This is a genomic window from Agrobacterium larrymoorei, assembly GCF_005145045.1.
GTDB classification, from domain to species: Bacteria; Pseudomonadota; Alphaproteobacteria; order Rhizobiales; family Rhizobiaceae; genus Agrobacterium; species Agrobacterium larrymoorei.
The window spans coordinates 118,432-136,721 of sequence record NZ_CP039691.1 but is presented as its reverse complement, the minus strand read 5'-3'; the positions used below and the strand labels follow the sequence as shown (position 1 = coordinate 136,721).

At 57.9% G+C, this 18,290-nt stretch carries 16 protein-coding genes; 6 read left to right on the top strand and 10 right to left on the bottom strand.

Annotation, left to right across the window (positions count from 1 at the left end; all coding sequences use genetic code 11):
• Positions 1-93: 93 nt before the first annotated feature.
• Positions 94-2,214 (bottom strand): histidine kinase dimerization/phosphoacceptor domain -containing protein, encoded by a 2,121-nt coding sequence (locus CFBP5473_RS00640; protein WP_027674602.1) that lies wholly within the window; start codon positions 2,212-2,214, stop codon positions 94-96.
• Positions 2,215-2,433: 219 nt separating this feature from the next.
• Between CFBP5473_RS00640 and CFBP5473_RS00635 the strand changes: the two genes are divergently transcribed.
• From CFBP5473_RS00635 to CFBP5473_RS00625, 3 genes are all read left to right on the top strand, one after another.
• Entirely contained in the window at positions 2,434-3,549 is a 1,116-nt protein-coding gene (locus CFBP5473_RS00635; protein WP_027674601.1) for a PAS domain-containing protein, read from the top strand.
• A gap of 4 nt (positions 3,550-3,553) precedes the next feature.
• The gene (locus CFBP5473_RS00630) at positions 3,554-3,955 is read left to right on the top strand and encodes a response regulator (protein ID WP_027674600.1); all 402 of its coding nucleotides are present in this window, start codon (positions 3,554-3,556) and stop codon (positions 3,953-3,955) included.
• Positions 3,956-4,038: 83 nt separating this feature from the next.
• The gene (locus CFBP5473_RS00625) at positions 4,039-6,057 is read left to right on the top strand and encodes a PAS domain-containing protein (RefSeq protein WP_169696862.1); all 2,019 of its coding nucleotides are present in this window, start codon (positions 4,039-4,041) and stop codon (positions 6,055-6,057) included.
• Positions 6,058-6,116: 59 nt separating this feature from the next.
• Here CFBP5473_RS00625 and CFBP5473_RS00620 read toward each other — a convergent pair whose 3' ends face one another.
• The 4 genes from CFBP5473_RS00620 to CFBP5473_RS00605 form a co-directional block, all read right to left on the bottom strand.
• Positions 6,117-7,373: an FtsX-like permease family protein gene (locus CFBP5473_RS00620; protein ID WP_027674599.1), complete on the bottom strand. Its 1,257-nt coding sequence runs from the start codon at positions 7,371-7,373 to the stop codon at positions 6,117-6,119.
• Positions 7,370-8,056, bottom strand: a complete 687-nt coding sequence (locus tag CFBP5473_RS00615) for an ABC transporter ATP-binding protein (RefSeq protein WP_027674598.1) — start codon at positions 8,054-8,056, stop codon at positions 7,370-7,372. Before CFBP5473_RS00615 ends, CFBP5473_RS00620 begins: the two co-directional genes overlap by 4 nt.
• A gap of 2 nt (positions 8,057-8,058) precedes the next feature.
• Positions 8,059-8,523 carry a hypothetical protein gene (locus CFBP5473_RS00610; protein ID WP_027674597.1) on the bottom strand — a complete coding sequence of 155 codons (465 nt, stop codon included), beginning with the start codon at positions 8,521-8,523 and terminating at the stop codon, positions 8,059-8,061.
• Between the two features lie 158 nt (positions 8,524-8,681).
• Positions 8,682-10,439 (bottom strand): alkaline phosphatase, encoded by a 1,758-nt coding sequence (locus CFBP5473_RS00605; RefSeq protein ID WP_027674596.1) that lies wholly within the window; start codon positions 10,437-10,439, stop codon positions 8,682-8,684.
• A gap of 349 nt (positions 10,440-10,788) precedes the next feature.
• Between CFBP5473_RS00605 and dnaK the strand changes: the two genes are divergently transcribed.
• On the top strand, positions 10,789-12,693 hold the full coding sequence (gene dnaK / locus CFBP5473_RS00600) for a molecular chaperone DnaK (RefSeq protein WP_027674595.1): 1,905 nt from the start codon (positions 10,789-10,791) through the stop codon (positions 12,691-12,693).
• 133 nt (positions 12,694-12,826) lie between these two features.
• Entirely contained in the window at positions 12,827-13,966 is a 1,140-nt protein-coding gene (dnaJ, locus tag CFBP5473_RS00595) for a molecular chaperone DnaJ (protein ID WP_027674594.1), read from the top strand.
• Positions 13,967-14,116: 150 nt separating this feature from the next.
• On the opposite strand, the gene CFBP5473_RS00590 is transcribed toward dnaJ, so the two are convergent.
• The 4 genes from CFBP5473_RS00590 to CFBP5473_RS00575 form a co-directional block, all read right to left on the bottom strand.
• Complete coding sequence (locus CFBP5473_RS00590; RefSeq protein WP_027674593.1) at positions 14,117-14,671, bottom strand: DUF924 family protein; 555 nt, start codon at positions 14,669-14,671, stop codon at positions 14,117-14,119.
• Positions 14,672-14,681: 10 nt separating this feature from the next.
• A complete protein-coding gene (locus CFBP5473_RS00585) occupies positions 14,682-14,894 on the bottom strand; it encodes a SlyX family protein (protein WP_027674592.1) in 213 nt (70 codons plus the stop codon).
• Between the two features lie 110 nt (positions 14,895-15,004).
• Entirely contained in the window at positions 15,005-16,510 is a 1,506-nt protein-coding gene (locus tag CFBP5473_RS00580; protein ID WP_027674591.1) for a tripartite tricarboxylate transporter permease, read from the bottom strand.
• Between the two features lie 10 nt (positions 16,511-16,520).
• Positions 16,521-16,982, bottom strand: coding sequence for a tripartite tricarboxylate transporter TctB family protein (locus CFBP5473_RS00575; protein ID WP_027674590.1), 462 nt, complete (start codon positions 16,980-16,982; stop codon positions 16,521-16,523).
• 24 nt (positions 16,983-17,006) lie between these two features.
• On the opposite strand from CFBP5473_RS00575, the gene CFBP5473_RS25555 reads away from it, so the two are divergent.
• Positions 17,007-17,129, top strand: a complete 123-nt coding sequence (locus tag CFBP5473_RS25555) for a hypothetical protein (protein ID WP_268817464.1) — start codon at positions 17,007-17,009, stop codon at positions 17,127-17,129.
• Here the strand turns inward: CFBP5473_RS25555 and CFBP5473_RS00570 are convergent, their stop codons facing one another.
• On the bottom strand, positions 17,130-18,113 hold the full coding sequence (locus tag CFBP5473_RS00570; protein WP_027674589.1) for a tripartite tricarboxylate transporter substrate-binding protein: 984 nt from the start codon (positions 18,111-18,113) through the stop codon (positions 17,130-17,132).
• Between the last annotated feature and the right edge of the window lie 177 nt (positions 18,114-18,290).

The following is an 18,290-nucleotide window of genomic DNA, read 5'->3' as shown; positions in this document are numbered from 1 at the left end:
TTCAGCAAAAGTGCGAAGCGGTTTTGCGTCCGGAAAACGCGATATAGCAGAGACTTAGGGCATTTACACGTTTCGGAGAAAAGCGGAAATGCCCTATATCGCGGCGGTCACCACGACGCGAAGGCCCGGACTGTTGTCCTCTTCATCGAGATGGCCTTTCAGCCGGTCGCCAATGGCGGTCAGCATGCGGGAGCCGAAGCCGCTGGTGTTCTGGCTGGTCTTGCCCCGGCCCTTATCGGCCACGATCAGGCGGAACGAAGTTCGGTGCTGTTCGAGCTTTATCAGCAATGACCCCGGATCGCCGTCATAGGCGTATTTCTGCGCATTGATGATGAGTTCAGTCAGCAAAAGCCCGACATTCACAGCGCGGTCCGTCGAAATCAGGATGGGTGCCAGATCCATGATCATGTGGTTGACCCAGCGCTGATCCATCGACGCCTGCATGTCCCGCACGAGGTCTTCGAGATAGCGCGACAGATCGATAATTTCGACGCTATCATCCTGATAAAGCCTGCGGTGAACCAGCGCCACTGCATTCAATCGCTTCTGCGCTTCTTCCAGATGGGTCGAGACGGCCTCATCGCCTGCGGCTCTGCCCTGCATTCTCAGAAATGCCGAGACAAGCTGCAGGCTGTTTTGAACGCGGTGGTTCACCTCTTTCAGCAGATAGTCCTTCTGCTTGATCAGGCTTTCATTTTCCTTCAGCGTCGTCGTCAGCTCCATATTGAGTTGTCGTGTGCGGCGATTGTTGCGGTGTTCGAGCATCAGCCGGACGATACGGCTCGCAGCATCGATTTCGGCATGGCTCCAAGGCCGTGCCTTTTCGCGCACGCTCTCCGTCCACTCCTCGAAGGATGTTCTGGGATTGAGGGTCTCGTCCGGTTTGACGGGAATATCCTTGTGCGGATTACCCGCCCACTTCACCACTTCCAGATGTTCGGCCCGGAACCATAGCAATATGGTCGGCACTTCCGTCGACATGGTCACTGCAAGAAGCCCGCTGGCCCGATCGGCATAGGCTTTTGCTTCCGGCAAGAGGCGCGGCAGGCTGGCGGTCGAAAGCGCCTGCACGGCTGCGGGGCGTCTGACGAATTCGGCAATATCGCGAATATCGATATTGTCCGGGCAGCGCCCGAAGGTGAACAGGTCCTTGCCCTGAGTCGCGGCAAAACCATCGGCATTCAGCAGCTTGGCAAGCTCACGACCGGAATTCTCAAAGAAGTCGCCAAGCGATTTGTCGCCACCCAGCTGGGACAGCACGGCATCTTCCTGCGCACGAAGCCGGATGCGCTCGCGATAAAACTCCGCCTCTTCCTTCGCCTTCACCTGCCGCGATAGCCCACTGGCAAGCGCCTGACATGCAAGCCGGATGCTGAGCGGTATCGTCTTTGGCTCGTGATGATGGCAGGCGATCAGCCCCCACAGCGTCCCATCCTTCACGATGGAGATGGAGGCGGATGCGGCCACGCCCATATTCCGGAGATATTGCAGATGCACCGGGGAAACGCTGCGCAGCATGGAATCGCTGAGATCGATACCCGAAAAATCCTCCGTGCCCATCACGGGCTGCGGCACATAATGCACATCGGGTATAACGCGCACCTTGTTGCGCACATAAAGCGCGCGTGCCTGACGCGGAATGTCGCTTGCCGGGAAATGGTGGTTGATGAAGCTGCCGGATGTCTCGTCAAGGCTCTCGCCCGTCACCACGCCCGCGTCGTCATCCAGAAACTGGTAGATCATGACCCGCCCGTAGCCGGTCAGTTGGCGGAATGTCTTGGCGGCCTCCTGGCTTAAATCCGCAAGCGTTCCGGCGCGTTCGAACATCGCTGTCGCGGCTTCAAGACCGTAGAGAAAGGGCACGCTCAGAATAGCATCCTCTTCCGCCTCATCCAGCTCGACGACGATGTAATCGCCCGAGACGAAGGCAACAGCGTTCATGTCGCCCTTGGCAACAGACACCCTGCCGATCACGGCAGGATGCCCGGTGCGTGCCGTTGCGGAAATCTGAGTGAGATCGAGCCCGAGAAATACATCTAGGGTCTGGCCATGCCAGTCCCTGCCGAAGCGCAAGGCAACATCACCGCCTGCGCCGACGATTTCCAGTGTTTCCGCGCGCGCAACGAGCATCAGGCCATGCGGCTGAATGGAGCCGGGCCGATGGATCGGTTCGAGATCGCAGGAAATGATCTGGGTGTTCTCGTCTCGCAGCATGCGGTTCTCCCGTCTTCTTGTTGGCACCGCGAATAGCTTCGAGCAGCTATTGAGCGAGATGCGTCTTTTGCGATTGATACATCTTTATCAGTATTTTCGAACAAAGGTAAATTTAAGTCCCGCTAGCGAAAGGATAAATTCGCTTTTTAAAATTCGGCAGCACCAGGAACCTTTCCCGCTCCCAAATATTATGCGTCTAATGGGAATGCGGGAAAATTTATGGTCGATTATTTACTGCCCTCAGAAGCGCGCAAAGCTGGTGAGCGCCTGCTTGCAGATCATCTTTCGGAAGACCCCTTCGCAGCGGCTTTCAAGGCAACGCGAATGCCGATGATCATCACCGATCCGAAGCAGGACGATAATCCTATTATTTTCTGTAACAAGGCCTTTAATGACCTGACTGGCTATTCCAACGAGGAATTGATCGGCAAGAATTGCCGGCTGTTGCAGGGCGAAAAGACTGACCCCGGCGCTGTCGCGAACATTCGCGACGCGATTGACGCGGGTCGCCCTGTATCGGTCGATATCCTCAATTATCGCAAGGACGGTTCAGAGTTCTGGAACGCTCTTTTCGTCAGTCCTGTGCGCGATAACAAGGGCCAAGTGATATACTATTTCGCATCCCAACTGGATTTCACCCGCATCAAAACCAAGGAAGCCGAGCTGGCCGAAGCGCGCATTCTAGCCGAAGAAGAGGTGACCCGGCGCACGAAGGACCTTCGGGATGCGCTGGAAGCCAAGACGCTTCTCGTTCACGAAGTGGACCATCGCGTCAAGAACAACCTCATGACGATTGCCTCCATCGTGAAGCTTCAGGATCGCATGACCGGGAACGAAACGGTGAGCGCAACGCTGAAATCCGTGCTGAACCGGATCGAAGCGCTGAGCACCGTTCATCGCAAGCTGTTCACACTAGAAAATATTGCCCGTTTCGATGTCGCAGATTTTGCGGAGGATCTGGTCGTCAATCTCACCGGCCAATTGAAGCGTAACGATATCAATGTCGAACTGGACCTCTCACCTGTCTATGTTCCCGCTGCAAAAGCCTCGCCGCTATCGCTCATCGTCAATGAACTGGTAGGCGATGCCGTGCGGCGCGGGCTGGGGGACGGCGGCGGCGACATCAAGGTTACAGTGAAACGGCTGAACGGCCATTTCCTGATCGAGGTCACCGACACGATCGATCCCGTAGAGGTCAATGAGGAAGAGCAGAAGTTCAGCCAGATGCTTCTGGAAACCTGCGCGCGGCAGGTGAATGCCGATATCAAACGAGAACGAGATGGCAGGCGCACCATGGTAAGCGTCACGCTGATGGTTGAGAATGAAAAGGAATAATGGTTTGCGCATTATGATTGTTGAGGACGAAGCACTGCTTGCCCTCGAACTGGAGAGCGAAATCGAAGCCGCAGGCCACTCCGTTACCGGTATCGCAGCCGCCAGCATGGCGGCCCGCGCTCTCGTCGAAAAGGACCGTCCGGACTTCGCCTTTGTCGACATTCATCTCGTGGATGGTCCGACCGGGGTCGATGTGGGAAGGTTTTTGGCGGAGGAAGACATTCCATATGTCTTCGTCAGCGGCAATGTGAAGCGCATCCCGGATGATTTTGCCGGTGCCGTGGGCGCCATCGAAAAACCTTACACGGTCAATGGTCTTCAAAATGCGATTGAATATCTCGATGCCAAGATCAACGGGAACGACACGCTCTCCGTTCCGCCAAATCTGATCATGCCGACGCAATAAATCTGTCATCCGTCGAGGTAATAGCGTAAAAAACGCCAGTTTATCGAGATGGCGTTTTTGTGATTATTATGGGGTTGTGAAAATTGACCAGCAGTACCGGCAATATTGGCCCTATCCTGACGCAGCTATTCGAGCAGGCACCCACCTTCATTGCTCTGTTGCGCGGCCCGGAACATCGTTTTGAACTTGCCAATCCCAGCTATATGAACCTCGTCGGTCGGCGCGATATTGTCGGGCGCACGGTTGCCGAGGCCCTGCCGGATGCAGCGGCGCAGGGTTTCGTGAAAATACTGGATGAAGTCTATTCGACGGGCACTCCTTACACCGCCTCAGGCGCGCTTTTTGCCGTGCAGTCCGAACAGGACGGCCCGATCAAGGAGCGTTATCTCGATTTCGTCTATCAGCCGATCCGCGGAGCCGACGGCTCGGTGAGCGCAATCTTCGTGGAAGGTTCGGATGTGACTGAGCGCACACTCTCGGAACGGGCGCGGCGGGAAAGCGAAGATCTCTATAAGGGACTGTTCGACGCCATCGATGAGGGTTTCTGCATCATCGAGTTTCTGGATGGGCCGCATGGTCCAGATAGTGATTATGTCCATATTCAGGCCAATGATGCCTATGCCCGTCATGCGGGTATTCCGAATGTGGTGGGCCAGCGGCTTCGTACCATGGTGCCGGAAGAGGCCGATGCCTGGATTGCCCGTTATGGTGCCGTGCTGCAAACCGGAGAGCCGATCCGCTTCCAGCAGGAACTCGTCGCAACCGGGCGATATCTGGAGCTTGCCGCGGTCCGCATCGAACCGATAGAGCGGCGTCAGGTCGCCGTTCTGTTTCAGGACATTACCGCCCGGCGCAAGGCGGAACTGGCGCTTGAGACGTTGAACGCCACGCTGGAACAGCAGGTGGAGGAGCGCACGAGCGAGCTTATGGCAGCGGAAGAGGCGTTGCGGCAGGCGCAGAAAATGGAGGCCGTCGGCCAGCTGACCGGCGGGCTCGCGCATGACTTCAACAACATCCTCGCGGGCATCAGCGGCAGTCTGGAAATGATGAATACGCGACTGGCGCAGGGGCGGGTGGGTGATCTGAACCGTTACATCAATGGCGCCATGGGCGCGACCAAACGCGCATCGGCGCTGACACAGAGGCTTCTCGCCTTCTCTCGCCGCCAGACGCTCGACCCCAAACCGCTCAATATCAACACGCTCGTCGACAGCATGCTGGAGCTTGTCATTCGCAGCGTTGGGCCTGAAATCAAGGTCGAGACCGTCGGCGCTGCTGGTCTGTGGCCGACATTCGTCGATGCAAGTCAGCTTGAAAACGCGCTGCTCAATCTCTGCATCAATGCCCGTGACGCCATGCCGAACGGTGGCAGGCTGACCATCGAAACGGGCAACCGCTGGATGGACGAGCGCTCTGCCCGCATGCGCGGGCTGGAGCCTGGGCAATATGTATCGCTCTGCGTTTCCGATACCGGAACAGGCATGTCGCAGGATGTCATCGAGCGCGCATTCGATCCGTTCTATACGACAAAGCCGATAGGGCAGGGCACCGGGCTTGGCCTTTCGATGGTTTACGGCTTTGCCGGACAGTCCGGTGGTGCCGCGCGCATCTATTCCGAACTCGGCAAGGGCACGATGATCTGCCTGTATCTGCCACGCTATGCGGGCTCGATTGAAAACGCAGATATGGAGGCCGAGGCGAGCCATATCGATGCTCCGCGCGCCGATGGCGACGAGACGATTCTGGTGGTGGATGACGAGCCCCTGGTTCGCATGCTGGCGGTGGAAGAGCTTCAGGATCTCGGCTATTCCGTAATCGAAGCGGAAGACGGCCCCTCTGCGCTGAAAATCCTCAACTCCAACCGCCCTATAAGCCTGCTGATCACCGATGTCGGTCTGCCGGGCGGAATGAATGGACGCCAGCTGGCCGACGCCGCCCGCGTCAACCGGCCTGAGCTGGAGGTTCTCTTCATCACCGGCTATGCCGAAAATGCAGTGCTGAACCACGGGCATCTGGACCATGGCATGCATGTCATGACAAAGCCGTTCCAGTTGGATGTCTTTGCCCAAAGGGTCAAAACGCTGGTGCGTTCGAACTCGTAGTTCACGCGTGAACTAAGCTACACGGCGCTATCCTCCGACAGCGCCGTGATGCGTCTCTCTCAGCTTCGAAGTGCGTCCACGGGAGACTGACGATAGGCAAGCCAGGCAGGCAGAAGAGCTAGTGCTGCGGCTGCGCCAAGCAGAATGCTGGCCTGTACGCCATCGGCTCTGGCAAATTCCACCGGCATGACGACGCCGCTTTTGGCAACGAGCGTCATGGTAATCGCCTTTGCGGCGACGAAGCCGACGGCAAAGCCGAGCGCGATACCTGTGGCAAACAGCGAAAAGAGTTCGGTCCAGACGATCAGCCATATGGATGATCTCGGAGCGCCGAGCGCCCGCAATGCGCCGATCTGCTTGCGCCGCTGCACGACGTGGGTAAGCGTAACCAGTATGAGCGCCGCCGCAACGAGAATCTGCGCACCGATGGCGACGAAAGACAGCACCTCGCGTGCATCGCCCAGCGTCGCGTAAAGCTTGGTCAGCACTTCCCCGGGGAAAACGGCCAGCGTGTTGCCTTGCCGATATTGCTGGCGCAGCTTGTAGGCATCCGCGATGGACTTTGGCTTCACAAGAATGGCGGGAACGCCGGGCGATGCCTCGGAGAAGTTCTCGACCAGCTCTTCCTCGTGTCCTTCTTCGTGCTCATGTTCATGCGCGTCGTGTCCCTCGTCCTTTGCCTCTTCCGCATGGTCGTGAGAATGTTCGCCGGTTTCCATGCCGTGAATGTGCCAAACAGAGCTTATGGGAACGAGAATGGCCCTGTCCCACGGCGTGCCGGTGGGCTTGAGGCGGCCCTGCACATGGTAGACGATTTCCGTGTGGGTATGCCCGCCTTCCTGCGCGCTTCCATGCATGGGCTTGATCTTTGCGCCGATGGAAAGATCGACGGCAGAGCCAATAACGGCGTCGGAACCGTCCGAAAGGCCTTCGCCTTCCGCAAGGCCGCCGGACGTGTTCTCGATCAAGGCGCGGGTCGTTCCCACGATTGGATAGCCGGCAAAGGAATCGCCGAAGCCCACGGGTCCGGCCCAGGAAACGCGAGGATCTTTCGAAAGAGCTGCCAGAACATCGCCGCCCACAAGCGGCAGGGGTGCGGCTTGCAGGAAGACGGAAGAAAGCACAAGCTGTGTTTCGCTGCCAGCAGCACCGACCACCAGATCGAACTTGTCTGCTGCGCGCGCAGAACCAAGCCGCAGGGCTCTTTCCTGCAGTGTTACTGTCACCCCAAGCGCCGTCGCCATGGCAACGAGCAGGACGACGATAATCGAGCCCGCCCAGAGGCGTCTCAGATCGGACAGGATGAAGCGCATCATTGTGAGGTACTTTCAGAAGCGTCTGAGACGATGCGACCATTGGCGAGCTCGATACGGCGGTCGAGGCGCCGCGCAAGCGACATGTCATGGGTAATGACGACCAGCGTCGAGCCTTCGACCCGCGCCAGATCGACAAGCAGACGCCCAACGGAGGCGCCATTTTCAGGATCGAGGCTGGCCGTCGGTTCATCCGCAACGATGACGCCCGGCTTGCGCAAAAGCGCACGGGCAATGGCCACGCGCTGCATCTCTCCGCGAGACATGGTGTCGATTTTCTGGGCTGTGCGGCTGATACCGACCTTGTCGAGAAGGAACTGGGCGCGCTCGGCATGCGCTTGCGTCATGGAGCGCGAGAGCTGCACCGGCAGCAGTACATTTTCCATGGCGGAGAGCCCTGGCAGCAGATGAAACTCCTGCATGATGAGGCCGACATTTTCCCCGCGCCAGCGGTCGCGCTGCGTTTCAGTCAGCGTCTCTATGGCCTTTCCGCCCCAGGAAACGCTGCCTTCCCGAATACGCTCGAGGCCGGTGACGATATTGACCAGCGTGCTCTTGCCGGAACCGGAGGCGCCGGTCACGGCAATCTTTTCCCCGGCGGAAAGCTGCAGAGAGTCTACAGCAAGAACGGGCGTGCCGAGCCCGGAATAACGAACCGAGAGCCCGGAAATGGTGAGGGATAGCATCGTCAGGATACTCGATATTCGGCGTCGCGAATGCGAACGAGACTGACGAAACCCGTTTCCGGGTCCGTCCAGGAGCCGCGCTCCAGCTTGCCGGTTACCTCGATGGTGGTGCTTGGCTGCACGAAGGTCTGTTTCTCGGAGAGATACACCACGACGATATTGTCCGGCCAGTCCGCATCCGAGGAGCAGAAAGGGCAAAGCGCCATCGGAATTTCGGTCAGCACGAAGAAGGAGGCTTCCGCTTTCAATGGCGGCGCCATGAAGCCTTTCATGCTGATTTCCTTGCCGGTCAGCTGCTTGAGCTTGTCGGAAAATTCAAGGCCCAGAACACCGATCTTGCCATACATCTCATCGAAGGTCAGCGACGAAGCCGAGGCCATGGCCCGCCCGCTGCTCAGCATCAGCGCTCCCAGCCCTAGGGCTTGTAGCGATTGCCTGCGCGTCAACAGAGAAAAAGGTTTCGTCATGACGATCTCCTGTTCGGCTGGGTGGCATGTCGTGAAAATGGATAAAGTAATCTGGACACAAACATTGGATGATACAAAAAGTAAGGCGTGTAAGGTGCTTTAAACGGTAACGATCCGGCCCGCTGAGCGAGCCGGATCATCGAATGTGTCAGATGCTGTTACTGCGTCTGCTTGGCACCAAGGGCAAATGTGTCGGCCAGTACGCGGTAGACGTCGCTCTGTTCCATGTAACCCTTGAACCCTTCCGAGCCGGGACCGGTGGACTGCAGAACGATATCGTCCACGGCGTGAACGCCGCTATCGCCGTCCTTCGGAATGTTACCCTGTACGAATACTGCGCCGGGGACATTCTTGTAGGCTTCGTTGGCGACATATTCCTTCTTCTCGTTCTGGATAGCCGGAACGAAAGGACCGTCCATCTTCGGGCGGAAGGTTTCATAATGGTCAGGACCATTATTGGCATTCAGGAAGAGGCGGCGCGAAACGTCGATACGGTCAGGATAACCGTCGCCATCCTTGTCCTCGTAGTTCGGGAAGCCAGCCTCGGCATAGGTGCCGACCTTGGCACGCATTTCATCGCCTGGCTTTTCATCGTCAACCGTGCCGATGATGGAAACGCCGTGCGCATGGTCACCCGTGACGACGATCAGCGTGTCGGGGTTCTTTGCCGCAAACTCGCGGGCAACGCCGATAGCCTTGTCGAATTCGATGGTTTCGACAACGGCGCGGTCCCAATCCAGCGGGTGAGACATCTTGTCGATGTTCGCCGCTTCGACCATCAGGAAGAAGCCTTCCGGGTTCTTGGAAAGCTCGCCTAGCGCGGCTTGGGTCATGTCGACCAGACCAGGCTGATTCGGGAACCTGTCGACGGTGCCTTTCTTGAGGAACTTGCGGTCGAGAAGCGTGTCCATGTTGCCGGTGTGGAACAGACCGAGCAGCTTTCCGGTGTTGGAACCTTCAGCCTTCTCAAGCTCGCTCTTGTCGGTCGCCAGCGTGTAACCGGCATCCTGGAACAGCTTGATATATTCCTTATCGTCCTTGCGCTTGGAGCCGGGAACGTCCTTGCCGAGGAAGTAGGCGGAACCGCCGCCCAGCACCACGTCCGGCTTCACGTCGAACATCATGGTGGTGATTTCAGCCTTGTCGCCGCGCTTGCGTGTGTGGGAAACGATGGCCGCAGGGGTTGCGTCCTGCAATTCGGATGTCGTGACGATGCCGATGGACTTCTTCGTCTGGCGGCGCAGGGCTTCACCAATCGTCTCTACCTTCGGGTCATCGAAGCTGGAAGGCGTGCGATCGCCGTAAACGCCGAGTGCGTTTACCGGTGCCTTGTGGCCCGTCATGTAGGCGGACATGGTGTTGGCGCTGTCGGTGGCGATTGCTTCGGTGGAAGACGTGCCGATGAACGCCATGCGGTCCATCTCGTCCATGTTGAGGCGGCCGTTCGCCTTACCCTCGGTCATGCCTTTCGACATGATGCGGGCGGCGGTGCGATGAGCGACAGAAAGTCCGTCACCAAGAAGGAAGATGATGTTTTTCGCCTTTGGAGTTTCCGCAGTGGCGTAAACCGTCCATGTCACGTCCTTCTTTTCCGATCCGGCAGACACTTCGACCTTATACTCGCCAGCCTTGGCGATCTTCAGGCCGCGGAGAATGACGGCAGAGCCGAGGACCTTGTCTTCCTTACCCTTTTCTTCCGCTACGAACTGTACGTCGGAGCCGAAGACGGTCTTGTAATCCTGGCCGTTGACGGTGATCTTCACGTCTTCAGCCTTGATGACGTTCTTAAATTCAATTTTGAAATCGAATGGGGATCCGCTGAGAATAGTGGCGCGATCCAGCGGATAGACGGTTGCGGCCTGTGCGGCACCGGCGAGAAATGTCGTCGTGACGAGTGCTGCGATAAGTTTGCGCATGAGAACCTCTAAGGAGTGGCATTTTCTTGAAAACGCCTTCGCTATAGGCAGGCTGCATGACAGATACATGACGGTTCAGGCGAATCATCATGGCTCATACAACCCGGTTCACCTCGCGCCCTTGCAGCAAAGGCGTTGCGCTGCCGCATAATCCTCTTCTTCGCTGCTTCATTTCTTTCTTTTTGCTGCTCTCTCACCCGTCATCCGCCTTGCAGCGGCAAAAATCGCTCCTTATATACGCCGCAGAACAGCAGAAATGCTGACAATTCGGCAAGACCATCCAAGTCAAGGATACGTCAATGGAATGCCTCCCGGGGTTCCGACGTCTCGCTTCAAGGAGAGAAGAAAAATGGCAAAAGTAATCGGTATCGACCTTGGCACGACCAACTCCTGCGTCGCAGTGATGGACGGCAAGGACACTAAAGTTATTGAAAATGCGGAAGGCGCGCGCACGACCCCTTCCATGGTCGCATTCAGCGACGATGGTGAGCGTCTGGTCGGTCAGCCGGCAAAGCGCCAGGCCGTCACCAACCCGACCAACACGCTCTTCGCAGTCAAGCGCCTGATCGGCCGCCGCTATGAAGACCCGACCGTTGAAAAGGACAAGGGCCTCGTTCCGTTCGAAATCGTCAAGGGCGATAACGGCGATGCGTGGGTTCAGGCTCAGGGCAAGGGTTACTCCCCGTCGCAGATTTCCGCGATGATCCTTCAGAAGATGAAGGAAACCGCTGAATCCTACCTCGGCGAAAAGGTCGAGAAGGCCGTCATCACCGTTCCCGCATACTTCAACGACGCCCAGCGTCAGGCCACCAAGGATGCAGGCCGCATCGCTGGTCTCGAAGTTCTGCGCATCATCAACGAGCCGACGGCTGCAGCTCTTGCTTACGGTCTCGACAAGAAGGACGGCAAGACCATCGCCGTTTACGACCTTGGCGGCGGTACCTTCGATATTTCCGTTCTGGAAATCGGCGACGGCGTTTTCGAAGTAAAGTCCACCAACGGCGATACCTTCCTCGGCGGTGAAGACTTCGACATGCGTCTGGTCGAGTACCTTGCTGGCGAGTTCAAGAAGGATCAGGGCATCGACCTGAAGGGCGACAAGCTTGCTCTGCAGCGCCTGAAGGAAGCTGCCGAAAAGGCAAAGATCGAACTGTCTTCTTCGCAGCAGACCGAAATCAACCTGCCGTTCATCACCGCAGATGCGACCGGTCCGAAGCACCTGACGCTGAAGCTGACCCGCGCCAAGTTCGAAAGCCTGGTCGATGACCTCGTGCAGCGCACGGTCGCTCCCTGCAAGGCAGCCCTTAAGGATGCCGGTGTTTCCGCTTCCGAGATCGATGAAGTCGTTCTCGTCGGTGGCATGAGCCGCATGCCGAAGGTGCAGGAAGTCGTCAAGCAGCTGTTCGGCAAGGAGCCGCATAAGGGCGTGAACCCTGACGAAGTCGTTGCCATGGGCGCTGCCATTCAGGCAGGCGTTCTGCAGGGCGACGTTAAGGATGTTCTGCTTCTCGACGTGACGCCTCTGTCCCTCGGCATCGAAACGCTGGGCGGCGTCTTCACCCGTCTGATCGACCGTAACACGACGATCCCGACCAAGAAGAGCCAGACCTTCTCGACCGCTGAAGACAACCAGTCTGCCGTGACCATCCGCGTTTCGCAGGGTGAGCGCGAAATGGCTGCCGACAACAAGTCGCTCGGTCAGTTCGACCTCGTCGGCCTGCCACCGGCACCACGCGGCGTTCCGCAGATCGAAGTCACCTTCGATATCGACGCCAACGGTATCGTGCAGGTTTCCGCCAAGGACAAGGGCACCGGCAAGGAACAGCAGATCCGCATTCAGGCATCTGGTGGTCTGTCCGACGCCGACATCGAAAAGATGGTCAAGGACGCCGAAGCAAACGCCGAAGCCGACAAGAAGCGTCGTGCTGGCGTTGAAGCCAAGAATCAGGCCGAAAGCCTGATCCACTCCACCGAGAAGTCGGTGAAGGAATATGGCGACAAGGTTTCCGAAACCGACCGCAAGGCGATTGAAGACGCCATTGCTGCCCTCAAGACGTCTGTTGAAGCAGCCGAGCCGGATGCCGATGACATTCAGGCCAAGACCCAGACCCTCATGGAAGTGTCCATGAAGCTCGGTCAGGCCATCTATGAGGCCCAGCAGGCTGAAGGTGGCGAAGGCGCAGAAGGCGGCAAGGACGACGGTGTCGTCGATGCCGACTATGAGGAAATCAAGGACGACAAGAAGTCTGCTTAATCGCAGCTCTTGAAATCCAGATTGATGCTTGACTAAAATCCGGCTGCCCCGAATCTCTGATGATTTAAGTTGTTTCAACCTGAAATCATCTTTGTCTGGCAGCCGGAAATCCATTTCCGGGGCTTGTTAATTGATGGCGAAAGCAGACTTTTACGAAACACTTGGCGTTGGCAAAACCGCTGACGAAAAAGAGCTGAAAAGCGCCTTCCGCAAACTCGCGATGAAGTACCATCCGGACAAGAATCCTGATGACGCCGAGTCCGAGAAGAAGTTCAAGGAAATCAACGAGGCCTATGAAACGCTGAAGGACCCGCAGAAGCGGGCGGCCTACGACCGTTTCGGCCATGCTGCCTTCGAACAGGGCGGAATGGGCGGCGCAGGCGGTGGCTTCGGCGGCGGCGGATTTGCCGGTGGCGGCTTCTCCGATATTTTCGAAGACATATTCGGCGAGATGATGGGTGGCGGACGTGCGCGTCGCTCTTCCGGCGGTCGCGAACGCGGTGCCGATCTGCGCTATAATATGGAAATCTCGCTGGAAGAAGCTTTTGCCGGCAAGACGGCGCAGATCAGGGTGCCAACATCCATAACCTGCGATGTCTGTTCCGGTTCCGGCGCAAAGCCGGGCACCAGCCCGAAAACCTGCGGCACCTGCCAGGGTTCTGGGCGCGTGCGTGCAGCGCAGGGTTTCTTCTCGGTCGAACGTACCTGCCCGACCTGTCACGGTCGCGGCCAGACGATCACCGATCCCTGCACCAAATGCCACGGCCAGGGCCGTGTAACGGAGGAGCGTTCGCTCTCCGTCAACATTCCGGCCGGTATCGAAGACGGCACCCGCATTCGCCTTCAGGGTGAGGGTGAAGCGGGTATGCGCGGCGGCCCTTCGGGTGATCTCTACATCTTCCTATCGGTGCGCCCGCACGAGTTCCTCCAGCGCGATGGCGCCGATCTATACTGCGCGGTGCCGATCTCCATGACGACGGCAGCGCTTGGTGGCACCTTCGATGTAACGACGCTGGACGGAACGAAGTCGCGTGTGACAGTGCCGGAAGGTACGCAGGCGGGCAAACAGTTCCGCCTCAAGGGTAAGGGCATGCCGGTTCTGCGTTCTGCACAACAGGGCGATCTCTACATCCAGATCCAGATCGAAACACCGCAGAAGCTGACCAAGCGCCAGCGCGAACTGCTGCAGGAATTCGAGCAGATTTCCTCCAAGGAAAACAATCCGGAATCCACCGGCTTCTTTGCCCGGATGAAGGAATTCTTCGACGGCTGATCCCGTCGGATCATCGCATTTCAAAAACGCCGCCGTCTCTCAAAGACAGGCGGCGTTTTTGTCAGAGCATTTCCAGAAAAGCACGAAGCGGTTTTGCATCCGGACGATGCGTTATTTCCGTGCCTCAAAGAAACGCGGAAACCCTCTCGATCAGCCCGCAAAGCCTCCCTCACGAAGGAAGGCTTCTTCTTCCGGCGTGGTCGGGCGCAGAAGAATGTCGTTGCGATGCGGGAAGCGACCGAACCGCTTTACGATATCCCGATGTTCTATCGCAAAGGGCAGGCAACGCTCACCAAGCGGCTCGCACAATTTGCAGCAAAGCTCCTGATCCTCGATCTTCTCTGAATGCATGTGCGGCAGGTAGAAGAAGATGCGCAGCTCTTCATCGATCTGTTGATCGAGACCCTTTGCCATTGCCTGCTCCGCATAATGCAGTGCCAGCGGGTCCGTCGCATACATATGCGCCGTGCCGCGAAAGCAGTTGCGGGGGAACTGATCGAGAAGAAGCAGGAGTGCGAGGCTGCTTTCCGCACTGTCCAGCCAGCTATCCAGCTCCCGGCGCGCTGCCATGAAATGCAGTTCGAAGAAGCGTTCGTGGAAGCTCGCATCGAAATGAGCGTCCTTGTTGAACCACTTGTCGGGGCCAGCATCGTTCCAGAAGGCCAGAACGTCGGCGGCGGAAACGGGGAGGGAATCGGACGTCATTGCATACTCCTCAATAATGCGGTGGCTTGGTGATTGCGGGCGCGTCCAGCGATTGCTCCTCAAGGCTTAGGAAACGTTCGGTCAGACGGTCGAGCTTGGCGCGTGTCTGTTCCACCACTCTCCATTGTTCGGCCAGCTGGTCCGACAGTTCCTCGATCGTCTTCGCCTGATGCGCCACCGTTTCTTCCAAAGCGATGATCCGCGCTTCGCTGTCCTCTGCCATGGATATCTCCTTTATTATTGAGCCCTGCTTTCGCAGCTTTATACCCAACAAACAAGACAAAGGCCGGACACGATGTGCCCGGCCTTCGTAGCTCGAATATTTCGGCAGCCTCAGCCCTCGTCCTGGAAAACCTCCTCGCGCTTCTTCTTCACGCTTGGCAGGAAGACGACGACGAGAACCAGAAGAGCGATAACCAGCAGCGTCGCGCTGATCGGGCGAGTGACGAAGGTGCTTGGATCACCACGAGACAGGATCATAGCGCGGCGCAGGTTTTCTTCCAGCAGCGGTCCCAGCACGAAGCCAAGTAGCAATGGTGCAGGCTCGCAGCGCAGTTTCACCAGCACGTAACCGATGAAACCGAAGAAGGCGACGGCGTAGAGATCGAAGACGTTGGAATTAACGCTGTAAACCCCGATAGCGCAGAAGGCCATGATGATCGGGAACAGCACGTAGTAGGGGATCGTCAGAAGCTTCACCCAGAGCCCGATCAGTGGCAGGTTCAGAACCACCAGCATAAGGTTGCCAATCCACATGGAGGCGATGATGCCCCAGAAGAGGGCTGGCTGTTCTGTTGCAACATTCGGACCGGGCACGATGCCCTGAATGATCATCGCACCGATCATCAGCGCCATGACCGGATTGGCGGGAATGCCGAGCGTCAGCAGCGGAATGAACGAGGTCTGCGCACCGGCATTGTTGGCCGATTCCGGGCCTGCCACACCGGCAATCGCGCCGTGGCCGAATTCTTCCGGGTTCTTCGAAACACGCTTTTCAACCGTATAGGAAGCGAAGGCCGCAAGAATGGCGCCGCCACCCGGCAGAATGCCAAGCGCCGAACCAATGGCCGTGCCACGAAGGACAGGGCCAAACATCTTTTTGAAGTCTTCCTTGCTGGGCAGAAGGCCTGCCACCTTGGCCATCAGTACGGAACGGCTCTTCTCATCCTCGAGATTGCGGAGGATTTCTGCAATACCGAAGACGCCGACCGCAACCGCAACGAAGTTCAGACCATCAGCATATTCACGGATGCCAAGCGTAAAGCGCGGTGTGCCGCTGTAGATATCCGTACCCACCAGACCGAGCAGCAAGCCGAGCACCACCATGGCCAGCGCCTTGACGATGGAACCATGGGCCAGCGCGATGGAAGACACGAGGCCGACCACCATCAGCGAGAAATATTCGGCAGCACCGAATTCCAGCGCGATAGCCGTCAGTGGCGGCGCGAAGATCGCAACGAGGAAGGTCGAAACGGTACCGGCAAAGAAGGAGCCGATGGCTGCAATCGCCAGCGCCACGCCCGCCTTACCCTTGCGCGCCATCTGATAGCCATCGATGGCGGTGACGGCGGATGAGGATTCGCCCGGCATGTTGATCAGGATCGCCGTGGTCGAGCCGCCATATTGCGCGCCGTAATAGATGCCTGCCAGCATGATGAGCGAGGAGACCGGCTCCAGCTGGAAGGTAATCGGCAGCAACATGGCAATCGTTGCCGTCGCGCCGATGCCGGGCAACACGCCGATCAGCGTTCCGAGCAGAACACCGATCAGGCAGAAGAACAGGTTGTGAATGGACGAAGCGGTGTAGAAGCCGAGCGCCAGATTATCGAAGAGTTCCATGACGCCACCTTTAGAAATTGAGCCAGGGGCCGAAGCGCTGGAAAGGCAGGCCAAGACCGTAATTGAAAACGGCAACGGAGAAGACCGTGATGGCGGCGGACAGAATGACGGCCATGAGCGGTTTCATCTTATGCGATGCAAAGGAGGCGATCAGCGCGCTGAAGAACAGCGCAGGCACGAAGCCGAGACCACGCACCGTGAAGCCGAAGAAGATCGGTGCAGGCAGAATGAGAAAAATACCGCGCCAGGCGATCGCACCGAGAGCCTCATTCGTAACCTTGCCCGCACGCAACAGGATGACCCCACCGAGCGCAATTAAAATGAAGGACAGAACGAGGGGAAAATATCCCGGCCCCATGCGGAAGGCTGTACCCAGTTCCAGCCCATAGGATTGCAGGGCAAAGAAGATGCCCGCGCAGATAAATATGGCACCACAGATTGCCTCTGTGGCATCGATAGATTGTGATTTCATGGTCGTCCCCGCCTGTGCATCGGCATGAAAATCAGGCTCGATGTCTGTAGAGTTCGAAAGATCGATAGGGTTTCATCGCGCTATGCGGAACAGCCCGCAAACAGCGAACCGGCGGCACCTGTCGATGCCGCCGTTGCTGGCGAATGATCAGTCGGCGTACTGGCCAGCGGATTCGATGACCGGCTTCCACCGCGCAATTTCGCTTTCCAGCTTCGCCTTCAGAGCGGCTGGCGTGCCATCTGCTTCAGGCGAAGGAACGGTGCCGAGTTCGGCGAAACGTGCGGACACGTTCTGATCCTTCAGTGCGACCTGAAGCGACTTCGACAGGCGCTCATTAATCTCCGCAGGCGTGCCCTTCGGCGTGTAGACGCCGTGCCAGATGCCGACTTCGAAGTTCGCAAGGCCAGCTTCTTCCGCGGTCGGCACGTTCGGAAGAACGTCGAGACGCTTTGGAGAGGTAACGGCATAGGCTTTTACGGTGCCGCCCTGAATCTGCTTGGTCGTGTTGGTCGTCTGATCGCACATGATATCGACCTGTCCACCGAGAAGATCGGTCATGGCAGGGCCGGTGCCCTTGTACGGCACCGTGACGAGTGGCGTCTGGATGGCGCTCATGAACAGCATGCCGCAGAGATGCGAGGCAGCGCCGATACCGGCATTGGCAACGGTTACCGTGTCCTTGTTGGCCTTGGCATAGTCGATCAGGCCCTTGAGATCATTGGTCTCGAGGTTCTTGCGCGACAGGATCGTCATTGGAACTTCGGTGACCAGACCGACATATTCGAAGGCGTTTGTCGTGTCGTAGGCGAGCTTGCGATAGAGCGTCGCGCTGGTCGCCATGCCGATGTGGTGAAGAAGGATCGTGTAGCCGTCCGGATCAGCCGCCGCCACGCGACCGGCACCCAGCGTGCCACCGGCACCGCCGACATTTTCAACGATGATCTGCTGACCGAGATCCTTGCCCATGGATTCCGCCACAAGGCGCGCCACCGTATCCGTCGGGCCGCCTGCGGCGAAAGGCACGACCATGGTGATGTTGCGGGTTGGGTAGGACTGCGCGGCAGCGGAGAGCGCAAACAGTGATACGGCAGCAGCAGCAACGGCACCCGTGACGGTTTTCAGAAGTTTCATCTTTTCCTCCCGATGAAATATGGCCTCTGCGGCGAAACGCACTCCTCTGCGCCCGCCGGGGTGTGACCATTTGCAATCGGCTCGATCCGCCGTGCAACGGATAGGAAAGGACGAGATCGGAAAAGATCATCCTTATGTGCCGGGATGGGTGGATTCCGAAACATCGTCGTCAAGACG

Coding starts and splice junctions, on each gene's coding strand:
- dnaJ (WP_027674594.1), top strand. CDS start 12,827: ATGGCGAAAGCAGACTTTTACGAAACACTTGGCGTTGGCAAAACCGCT.
- CFBP5473_RS00585 (WP_027674592.1), bottom strand. CDS start 14,894: ATGGCAGAGGACAGCGAAGCGCGGATCATCGCTTTGGAAGAAACGGTG.
- dnaK (WP_027674595.1), top strand. CDS start 10,789: ATGGCAAAAGTAATCGGTATCGACCTTGGCACGACCAACTCCTGCGTC.
- CFBP5473_RS00605 (WP_027674596.1), bottom strand. CDS start 10,439: ATGCGCAAACTTATCGCAGCACTCGTCACGACGACATTTCTCGCCGGT.
- CFBP5473_RS00580 (WP_027674591.1), bottom strand. CDS start 16,510: ATGGAACTCTTCGATAATCTGGCGCTCGGCTTCTACACCGCTTCGTCC.
- CFBP5473_RS00610 (WP_027674597.1), bottom strand. CDS start 8,523: ATGACGAAACCTTTTTCTCTGTTGACGCGCAGGCAATCGCTACAAGCC.
- CFBP5473_RS00590 (WP_027674593.1), bottom strand. CDS start 14,671: ATGACGTCCGATTCCCTCCCCGTTTCCGCCGCCGACGTTCTGGCCTTC.
- CFBP5473_RS25555 (WP_268817464.1), top strand. CDS start 17,007: ATGAAAATCAGGCTCGATGTCTGTAGAGTTCGAAAGATCGATAGGGTT.
- CFBP5473_RS00635 (WP_027674601.1), top strand. CDS start 2,434: ATGGTCGATTATTTACTGCCCTCAGAAGCGCGCAAAGCTGGTGAGCGC.
- CFBP5473_RS00620 (WP_027674599.1), bottom strand. CDS start 7,373: ATGATGCGCTTCATCCTGTCCGATCTGAGACGCCTCTGGGCGGGCTCG.
- CFBP5473_RS00570 (WP_027674589.1), bottom strand. CDS start 18,113: ATGAAACTTCTGAAAACCGTCACGGGTGCCGTTGCTGCTGCTGCCGTA.
- CFBP5473_RS00575 (WP_027674590.1), bottom strand. CDS start 16,982: ATGAAATCACAATCTATCGATGCCACAGAGGCAATCTGTGGTGCCATA.
- CFBP5473_RS00615 (WP_027674598.1), bottom strand. CDS start 8,056: ATGCTATCCCTCACCATTTCCGGGCTCTCGGTTCGTTATTCCGGGCTC.
- CFBP5473_RS00640 (WP_027674602.1), bottom strand. CDS start 2,214: ATGCTGCGAGACGAGAACACCCAGATCATTTCCTGCGATCTCGAACCG.